The organism is Mariniflexile gromovii (assembly GCF_017814435.1).
Lineage (GTDB): Bacteria > Bacteroidota > Bacteroidia > Flavobacteriales > Flavobacteriaceae > Mariniflexile > Mariniflexile gromovii.
In genome coordinates this window covers 35,942-44,483 of sequence record NZ_JAGJCB010000028.1, presented here as the reverse complement: position 1 = coordinate 44,483, position 8,542 = coordinate 35,942, and the positions used below count along the sequence as shown (strand labels likewise).

The 8,542-nt window shown below is 34.1% G+C and carries 10 protein-coding genes; 2 read left to right on the top strand and 8 right to left on the bottom strand.

The window, feature by feature from the left end:
- Positions 1-305: 305 nt before the first annotated feature.
- The 5 genes from J8H85_RS17895 to J8H85_RS17875 form a co-directional block, all read right to left on the bottom strand.
- Positions 306-770 (bottom strand): hypothetical protein, encoded by a 465-nt coding sequence (locus J8H85_RS17895; RefSeq protein ID WP_209656944.1) that lies wholly within the window; start codon positions 768-770, stop codon positions 306-308.
- Positions 771-905: 135 nt separating this feature from the next.
- Positions 906-1,700, bottom strand: coding sequence for a DUF1853 family protein (locus J8H85_RS17890; protein ID WP_209656942.1), 795 nt, complete (start codon positions 1,698-1,700; stop codon positions 906-908).
- Positions 1,701-1,718: 18 nt separating this feature from the next.
- The gene (locus J8H85_RS17885) at positions 1,719-2,618 is read right to left on the bottom strand and encodes a metallophosphoesterase (RefSeq protein WP_209656940.1); all 900 of its coding nucleotides are present in this window, start codon (positions 2,616-2,618) and stop codon (positions 1,719-1,721) included.
- Between the two features lie 94 nt (positions 2,619-2,712).
- The gene (locus J8H85_RS17880) at positions 2,713-3,891 is read right to left on the bottom strand and encodes an acyl-CoA dehydrogenase family protein (protein WP_209656938.1); all 1,179 of its coding nucleotides are present in this window, start codon (positions 3,889-3,891) and stop codon (positions 2,713-2,715) included.
- Positions 3,892-4,054: 163 nt separating this feature from the next.
- Positions 4,055-4,714 carry a tRNA1(Val) (adenine(37)-N6)-methyltransferase gene (locus J8H85_RS17875; RefSeq protein WP_245243852.1) on the bottom strand — a complete coding sequence of 220 codons (660 nt, stop codon included), beginning with the start codon at positions 4,712-4,714 and terminating at the stop codon, positions 4,055-4,057.
- 247 nt (positions 4,715-4,961) lie between these two features.
- On the opposite strand from J8H85_RS17875, the gene J8H85_RS17870 reads away from it, so the two are divergent.
- Together J8H85_RS17870 and J8H85_RS17865 are read left to right on the top strand one after the other, a co-directional pair.
- On the top strand, positions 4,962-5,411 hold the full coding sequence (locus tag J8H85_RS17870) for a DUF2383 domain-containing protein (RefSeq protein ID WP_209656934.1): 450 nt from the start codon (positions 4,962-4,964) through the stop codon (positions 5,409-5,411).
- Positions 5,412-5,702: 291 nt separating this feature from the next.
- Complete coding sequence (locus J8H85_RS17865) at positions 5,703-6,179, top strand: hypothetical protein (RefSeq protein WP_209656932.1); 477 nt, start codon at positions 5,703-5,705, stop codon at positions 6,177-6,179.
- Here the strand turns inward: J8H85_RS17865 and rimM are convergent.
- The 3 genes from rimM to J8H85_RS17850 form a co-directional block, all read right to left on the bottom strand.
- Complete coding sequence (gene rimM / locus J8H85_RS17860) at positions 6,176-6,700, bottom strand: ribosome maturation factor RimM (RefSeq protein WP_209656930.1); 525 nt, start codon at positions 6,698-6,700, stop codon at positions 6,176-6,178. The two genes, J8H85_RS17865 and rimM, sit on opposite strands and share 4 nt — an antisense overlap.
- A gap of 151 nt (positions 6,701-6,851) precedes the next feature.
- Positions 6,852-7,367 carry a 30S ribosomal protein S16 gene (locus tag J8H85_RS17855; RefSeq protein ID WP_209656928.1) on the bottom strand — a complete coding sequence of 172 codons (516 nt, stop codon included), beginning with the start codon at positions 7,365-7,367 and terminating at the stop codon, positions 6,852-6,854.
- Between the two features lie 106 nt (positions 7,368-7,473).
- Entirely contained in the window at positions 7,474-8,535 is a 1,062-nt protein-coding gene (locus J8H85_RS17850) for a lactonase family protein (protein ID WP_209656926.1), read from the bottom strand.
- Positions 8,536-8,542 lie beyond the last annotated feature (7 nt).

Genomic DNA, 8,542 nt, shown 5'->3' with positions numbered 1-8,542 from the left:
TTTTTTCAAGGTCATATGTATTTGATTATCAATGTAATATACGAAAACAATGCCATAAAAACAACAATAAACCATTGATAATCAATTGAATAGAAGCTTAACTTAATGACATTGAGCGCGAGCATCCCGTTCGTGCCAACAATACATTTATTATATATTTCAGTACGAACGAGACGCTCGCACTAGCTTCATGAGGCAAAAAACGATAATAACCAACCTAACTTGCCTCCGCGTGAGGGTTTGTACCCATGCATTTCTATTTTAAAATTGAAATCGTGAATGATATATAATTATTTTGGGGTTTATCACTTATTAATTAGTGCAATTTTATCATTCACAGCATCCATAAAAGGATATAAATATTCAGGTACATTGTATTTCATTTTATCTATCCTCCATTTTTTAACAACGCCATTTTTAGAATATTCAATATAAAGTCCGCCACCATCGGCACAATCAGGACAACCAAAAGTCGTTTTTTCTTCTTCAAGTAATTTTGTTGGAAAAGCATCTACCAAATCTTTTACTGCTTCAAATTTAGCGTCATCCAACGCTTCAAAATTAAAAGAGGCATGTGCGAACTGGTCGTTAGTATCTTCATATAATGTATCGGATGTTAATTTAAAAGTTTCAATGCAACTTTCACCAATACAAAATCCATAAAAATGGCCAAATATTAAATAATCGGCATCATATACCTTCACGTTATCTTTGGAGCTGCAACCGTAAATAAAAATGGATGCCAGTAAAATTAAAATTACTTTTTTCATTGAGGTCTATTTTCTTATTAGATATAAAAAGCACTATTTGGTTGCGTCTATTAACTAATAATTTGTTTTATAATCAATCAATTTTCGGGCGCCCTGCTACTGTTAAGCTCTGGTTGGCGGTAGCGGAGCCAACACTTACCACCAAACCAAGAATATTTTTGTTAACTGCCCATTTTTAAATTTGATCCAGCATAAGGGTGAGTATTGTTGTTGAAAATAATCTTTAACCAGGTGGTTGAATGCATCAAAAAGCATCCAATTTACATGTGGGTGAGGAACTATCAACCAATCTTTTTTGTTAGGGATGTAAAATTTGCAATCTTCAAGTTCATGCAGTTGGTTTTTATTAACATATAATCCTGCAAAACATGCTGTATTTAAAACTTTAAGTTGGATGTTTTTATTGGCAAAAGGAGCGAATAGTTGGGCTTTAAAATATACCTGCTGTTTAATTTCATGTTGGTTTAATTCTAAAGCAGTTAAATATTTTTCAGTCATGTTATTGTACAAAAGAGGGAGTTGCTTGTCTCTTAATTTGGTAAGTTTTTCTTTTAGGGAATCTTTTCTGTTGGGACCAACAAAATGATCGATTTCGGTAGTTCCAACAGAAGCATCATATAAATAAAATTTATAAATGATTTCTAAATGAATGGGTTCACCATCTTTTAAAAGTAAACAATCTATTTCACCTAAAGTTGTTTTTTCATCTTGAATTTGAATATTTTCCGCAATTATGGAAATATTACTTTGCATTTCGAGTTCAAAAGCGACTAAACGTTCTACATATTTTCCCAAACGAAGTTGTTCGTCTATTTCAATATTTAAGGTTTGCGATTCAGAAATGATTTCAAATTGTTGTAAAGAAAAAACATCCTTACTTTTCCATAAGCAGGGTGTTTTTAAAAAACCTTCATATCTTTTTTGAATCATTATTTCGGATTTAACCCATCAAGCAGTTTTATAATCAATCAATTTTCTGGGGCCTTCAAGCAAAACTCTTACTATTTGAAGCACGCCATCATCATTGGTATCTATATACCATTTAATGAGTGCTATTTCTCCGTTTTCAATCTCAATACCGGTGATGCTTCTGGGGTGTACACAACTGCCATCATTAAAATAAGCAATATCGCCAGGTTCTGGAAATCGGGGTCTGTGGGTATGCCCAACAATGGTAACTAAATTATTGTTTTCAATAATCCATTTTTTAGTTCTGCGTTCAATTCGTATAAGTTCGCTGTAGTTTTTTGCAGGACTTGTAGGGTCGGCAATTCCCATAACATTGAGCGGTTTCCAAAGGACCCTTACCATAAAACGACTCCATTTCCAGAACAGATAATTCCACCAATCTGCTTGATGTCCGTGAGTTAAAAATATATCTTGGTTTGTAGTGGTATGCCTTAAAATAATGCCTTCATGGTATTCAATGCCCGGAAATAAGTCTACGTCTATTCCCAATGTTTTATCAAAATAAGTATAAAGATACTTTTTTGCGTAGCTAGGATTTCTGTAAACCATGTCGTGGTTTCCCCATATCATGTGTAGATTGTTGCCTTTATGGAATTCCCTCATTATCATATACACATTTTTATGGGCTTCAAAAATAGGTGTGAACGATAGGTTTTCCCATAGTTCATCGCCATCACCAATTTCGCAATATTGGAAACCTTCAGCATAATAATGCTTTAAGGCATGGAAATAAATGTTTCGGTTGTTGGCAAAATCGTCAGCAAAACTATTGTCGCCCCGGTGGCAATCACTAAATAAGATAAACTTACTGGAATCATCAAAGTTGATGATTTTGGCATTTTTAAAAGCGTTGTCTAATCTCTTTCTGGATGAAAACATAAAAGTAAATTTAAACAAATTTCAATAAAAAATGCTTCCTAAAAGTAAGAAGCATGAATTTATATTATGTAAAATAAAACAAGTTTTTTGGCAACTATTTAAAAGCATTTAAACCCGTAATGTCCAAACCAGTAATAAGTAGATGAATATCATGCGTCCCTTCATAAGTAATGACGCTTTCCAAATTCATTGAATGCCGCATGATGGAGTATTCTCCGGTTATTCCCATGCCGCCTAAAATTTGTCGCGCTTCACGGGCAATGTTTATGGCCATATCCACATTGTTGCGTTTTGCCATCGATATTTGTGCCGAAGTTGCTTTGTTTTCATTGCGTAAAACACCAAGGCGCCACGTTAAAAGTTGGGCTTTGGTTATTTCAGTAATCATTTCAGCTAATTTTTTTTGTTGAAGTTGAAACTGCCCAATAGGTTTGCCAAACTGCATGCGTTCTTTACTGTAACGTAATGCCGTATCATAGCAATCCATAGCGGCGCCAATAGCACCCCAAGCAATGCCGTATCGTGCCGAATCTAAGCAACCTAATGGCGCGCCCAAGCCAGATTTGTTGGGCAATAAATTTTCTTTGGGTATTTTTACATTGTCAAAAATAAGTTCGCCGGTTGCCGATGCACGAAGTGACCATTTGTTGTGTGTTTCTGGTGTAGAAAATCCTTCCATACCACGTTCAACAAGCAAACCATGAATTTTTCCCGTTTCATCTTTGGCCCAAACAACCGCAACTTGTGCAAAAGGCGCATTGCTAATCCACATTTTGGCACCGTTCAATACATAGTGGGCGCCCATGTCTTTAAAGTTGGTAACCATACCTCCTGGGTTACTGCCGTGGTCAGGTTCCGTTAAGCCAAAACAGCCCATCCATTCGCCACTTGCTAGTTTCGGTAAGTATTTTTTGCGCTGGGCTTCGGTGCCGTATTTCCAAATGGGATACATTACCAAGCTTGATTGTACCGAAGCGGTGCTACGTACACCAGAATCGCCACGCTCAATTTCCTGCATAATCAAACCATAGCTAATTTGATCTAAACCAGCGCCACCATATTCAACGGGTATGTAAGGGCCAAAAGCGCCAATTTCTGCCAAACCATTAATAATTTGCATGGGAAACTCAGCTCTTTGCGCATATTCTTCAATGATGGGTGAGACTTCTCGTTTTACCCATGCTCGGGCAGCATTTCTAACTAATTTATGTTCTTCGGAAAGTAAATCATCTAAATGATAGTAATCTGGTGCTTCAAATAAATCTGGTTTCATCTGGCTACTTTATTTTAAATTAATGTCCGAAGGCGTTTATTCCGTTTGCGACATTAATTTTGGGTTTTATGACCTATTCAGAATAAAATAATTAGTAAAACCTGTATTTTTTTAAGAATTTGTCATTATAATTCCTCAAATTTAATTAATTCTTAGTATTCAATTACATTTTTAAATAAAAATCTTTCGTCAAGTTTATATAGTCTTGGGTATACTCATGGCGCCCCGTTTCAATAATTAGCGTTTCTTTTTTAATATCGCTTTCGCGGAACGAGAATTCCATAAGGCTTCGTTTAATATCTGAAGTAGGGGAGCCTTTTACGTGCAATATCCTATTAGGAAACAAGTTGAAATTTGAAGCTAAATTGATAAATAAATTTTCTTCTTTATTAGGTATGATTACTGAAAAAACACCATCTTCCGAAAGTAGTTTTGAGGCACTTTCAATTAAATGGTCAAACGGCAAAGCTTCGCTAAATCGAGCTAAATCACGTTGCTCGTTATCCGACTTAAAATCTTCAGAATAAAATGGTGGATTTGATATAATCAGGTTGTATTGGTCCTCAATTTCATCAACAAATTCGTCCAATGAAGCATGGTAACAAAACAAACGATCTCCCCAAGGTGAGGTTTCAAAATTATCCACACATTGTTCGTAAGCATCATCATCCATTTCAAGAGCATCTATAAGTTCCGCGTTACAACGCTGTGCCAGCATAAGCGCGATAATTCCGGTACCCGCACCAATATCCAATATAGAAAAGGGGTTGTGCTGTGTAGAGGCCCAAGCACCAAGTAGTACACCATCGGTACCAATTTTCATAGCACACCGGTCTTGTTTTATTGTGAATTGTTTGAATTGGAATGGTTTGTCCGACATGTATTAGCTGTTAATATTTTAAGAAGATATGTTAAAATTTGATGTTAAAAAATCACAATATATACTAAATAATGTTAAAAAATAAATTATCACTATTTGCGTTATTATATTGTACGATTATATGATGGATGTGAAATCAATACGCATCATTAAAAAATTTATTGAAAATGCTAAACTAAAGATTATTTGTATGAAGTCTTCAGAAAAAATTTTAAGTAAGCTCAATAATTTGTTAATTATGAATTATGAGATTGAAAAAGTTTATTTAGAAGCTCATGATTTGTCTACGGATGATAATTTAAAATCGTTTTTTAGAGAAAGAGGATTCGAAGGAAATGAATTCGGTAGGCAGTTGAGAGGTGAAATTGAAAAATTAGATGGTGAACCTAAACAGTTTGATGCATTAAGTGGTAAATTTGGTAGAATTTTGACAAACTTTAAAAATTATATGTTACTAAACCTTCAAGGTGATTTGTTGGAAGAAATTTATAATTTGAAACAAGCAAGTATTGAAAAATATGACGCTCTTTTAAGAGAAATTAAATTACCATTATCTACTTGCAAAACATTGATAAAACAACGTGATAGGATTTTTAGCAATATGAATGCTATGAAACGACAAGAACAATTTGTTGTTTGATAAATACACGATTGTAAAAGGTTTTTCAAAAAGAAATTATACGCCAATAAACTCGGGTTAGATACCGATTTTATTGGCGTATTTTTATTGCTCCAATTTAGATTTATTTTAAAATAAAACTTACCACTCATCGAAATTTATAATTATAATTGGTTATAAGAATCTTTTTTTACTAAATTGCTCCAAAAAGTAAGATAAATTAACAGATTTTATTGCTTTTCATCCTATTTAATAGCCCGTTAAACAGGAATATTAATTTTTTTGCCCTAAATTAAAACCTACTTAATAGTTATGAAAAAATCCGAACAAAGTGTTAGTGTCCTAAACGACTTACTAATTTTAAACTGCGAAACTGAAAAATTATTTTTATATGCGCTTTGCCAAGTTGAAGATAAGATATTAAAGAATTTTTTTAGTGTAGCTGGCTACGAAAGAACGAGTTTCATTAAGTCTTTGGATGCAAGCATCAGAGAAAATGGTGATGTTCCTACATATTACGATGTGTCAGATATCAATAATTCTATGAAAAACTCAAGCCTAATTAAAGCATTAAAAACTCAAGATGTTCAGTTGTTACTTAATGAAGCAGGAAAAATTCAAATGTTAGATATTGAAAAATATCAAAAAATCCTTAATAATGTTGAGTTTTCAGATACTGATGAAGAATTGTTAGAAAGTCAACAAGATATCATCGTGAAATCATTATATGGTATTGAGGTTTATAAAGACTTCTATGTACAACAATCTATGCCTTATAAAGCGTCTTAAAGATATAAATCAATCAAACCATCTGGTGTATTCACTATGATGGTTTTTGTTTTTCTGTCAACTTTTACAATGAATTCATCGTTCATGGGAATAAGTATTTCTTTGCGATTATTTTCTACTTCAAATAAGGCTTGAGCAGTAGAATCATTAACGCCTACAATTTTTCCTACTGTGCCAAAGTTTTGGTCTTCCATGGTAAAACCAATAACTTCGTGAAAATAGAATTTGTTGCCTTCAAGTTTCGGAAGAAATTCTAAAGGTAAATACACATCGCTTTTTATTAAAGCATCGGCATCGGCTTCATTGGTAACATCTTCAAAGCGCACACGCAATAAATCAGATTTATGAAGCTGTGAACTTTCAATAAAAAACGGAATCAACGTATTACGAACCTCAATAAACATAGCGTCTAAGTTTTCGTATAATTCAGGTTGGTCGGTATCCAACTTAATTAAAAGTTCGCCTTTAAAACTATATTTGGTTACAATTTTACCTAAGTAAAAACAATCTTCTTTTTTCATGACAAATTTTATTTGTCATCCTGAATTGGATTCAGGATCTCATTAATTAAATTTTTAGAATGCTGAAATAAATTCAGCATAACGCAAAACCATTTTGCATAAAAAACTCCGATACAAGTACCGGAGTTTAAAAGTATAAAAAAAATATTTTTTATTCTTCTTCGTTTGAAGCCTCTACTTCAGCAGCAGGAGCTTCTTCTGCAACTTCCTCTTCAACAACAGGAGCAGCGGCAGCAATACGAGCTTCGTTTGCAGCTTTTTCAGCTTCTAAAGCTTTTGCTTTAGCTTCCGCTTGTGCTTTTGCTAAACCATCAGTTTTTGCACCAACTTTACCAGCTTTTTCTTCTAACCAAGCAGTAAATTTAGCTTCCGCTTGTTCTTCGGTTAAAGCGCCTTTTCTAACACCACCTGCAAGGTGATTTTTTAGTAAGGCACCTTTGTAAGATAGAATCGCTTTAGCTGTGTCGGTTGGTTGTGCACCGTTTTGTAACCATTTTACAGCACCATCAACATTTAAATCTATAGTTGCTGGGTTTGTGTTTGGGTTATAAATACCTAATTTTTCAAGATATTTACCATCTCTTTTTGATCGTACATCGGCTGCAACAATCCAGTAAAAAGGTTTCCCTTTTTTACCATGTCTTTGTAATCTAATTTTTACTGGCATAATAATTAATTATTTGAGGTTCTCGACCTCGGTTATTAATGAGGGCGCAAAGATACTCTTTTATTTCTAATTATCAATGCTTTATTTCAGTTTGAAATCGATTTTTTTAAAACAATAAACAAACGGGTCTTGGTGCTTTTACGCTGTGTAAAAAAGTCAGCATTCCTGTTGCTGCTTCAATGCTGAAAACGGAGATATTTTGACTTTTTTGATTGGCAACCAATAGAAATTTTCCAGAGGGATCTAATGTGAAATTTCTGGGCCAATCGCCATGAACGGGCATGGTTTGAATTTTTTCAATAGTACCATCAACCTTGTTTCTTTTAAAAACTGCAATGGAATTTTCTCCCCTGTTAGAGCCATATAAATAAAGCTCGTTTTTAGATAAATGAATATCGGCACAGGCATTTTTGCCTTCGTAGGTATCTTCTAAAGTAGCATCGAAGTCAATTTGTTCAAATCCAGATGCTTTTTTTTTAATCGAAGTTATCGAACCGCTAAGTTCGTTGATAATATAAATAAATTCTCCGTTTTTTGTTAATGCAAAATGCCTAGGACCCGGGTTTTCGGTAGTTTTAAAAATAGAAGGTGTGGTTAATTCGTAGATGTTGTTTTTTAGTTTGTATTGGTAAACTGCATTCATGCCTAAGTCTGCAATATACAATTCGTCTTTAAAAAATTGAGCTGAATGTGCGTGCGATTCCTTATCTGTGGTGTTGTAGTTGAAAACCTGGGAAGCTTCATTAAGTTTCCCGTCTCTTGAAATGTTATAAATAGCAGCACTGCCACCACGATAATTTGAAACCACGGCTTTGTTGCCTTGTTTGTTTAAAGAAACATGGCAAGGTCCTTCACCATGGCTGCTTACTTTATTTAAGAATTTGAGCTGACCATATTCTTGAATTTTAAATGAAGCTATGGTGCCTCCTAAGCTTTCGCTAACAGCATATAAATATTTTTTATTTGGTGAGTAAGCTATAAACGAAGGGTTTTCGGTAGCTATTGCCAATTGCAAGTTGGTAAGTTCTCCGGTGTTAAGGTTGAAATCAAATTTATAGATGCCTTCGCTAAAGCCATCTGTATAGGTGCCTACGTACATGGGGGTGTTTTGTCCAGTAACAATTAGAAAACTGAAGGAAAAGCTTAGAAACAATAGTTTGATTTTCATGGTGTTG

What these genes read in the sequence shown, in the direction of transcription:
- J8H85_RS17895 (WP_209656944.1), bottom strand. Translation starts at nt 770, where the DNA reads ATGAAAAAAGTAATTTTAATTTTACTGGCATCCATTTTTATTTACGGT.
- J8H85_RS17890 (WP_209656942.1), bottom strand. Translation starts at nt 1,700, where the DNA reads ATGATTCAAAAAAGATATGAAGGTTTTTTAAAAACACCCTGCTTATGG.
- J8H85_RS17885 (WP_209656940.1), bottom strand. Translation starts at nt 2,618, where the DNA reads ATGTTTTCATCCAGAAAGAGATTAGACAACGCTTTTAAAAATGCCAAA.
- J8H85_RS17880 (WP_209656938.1), bottom strand. Translation starts at nt 3,891, where the DNA reads ATGAAACCAGATTTATTTGAAGCACCAGATTACTATCATTTAGATGAT.
- J8H85_RS17875 (WP_245243852.1), bottom strand. Translation starts at nt 4,714, where the DNA reads ATGAAAATTGGTACCGATGGTGTACTACTTGGTGCTTGGGCCTCTACA.
- J8H85_RS17870 (WP_209656934.1), top strand. Translation starts at nt 4,962, where the DNA reads ATGAAGTCTTCAGAAAAAATTTTAAGTAAGCTCAATAATTTGTTAATT.
- J8H85_RS17865 (WP_209656932.1), top strand. Translation starts at nt 5,703, where the DNA reads ATGAAAAAATCCGAACAAAGTGTTAGTGTCCTAAACGACTTACTAATT.
- rimM (WP_209656930.1), bottom strand. Translation starts at nt 6,700, where the DNA reads ATGAAAAAAGAAGATTGTTTTTACTTAGGTAAAATTGTAACCAAATAT.
- J8H85_RS17855 (WP_209656928.1), bottom strand. Translation starts at nt 7,367, where the DNA reads ATGCCAGTAAAAATTAGATTACAAAGACATGGTAAAAAAGGGAAACCT.
- J8H85_RS17850 (WP_209656926.1), bottom strand. Translation starts at nt 8,535, where the DNA reads ATGAAAATCAAACTATTGTTTCTAAGCTTTTCCTTCAGTTTTCTAATT.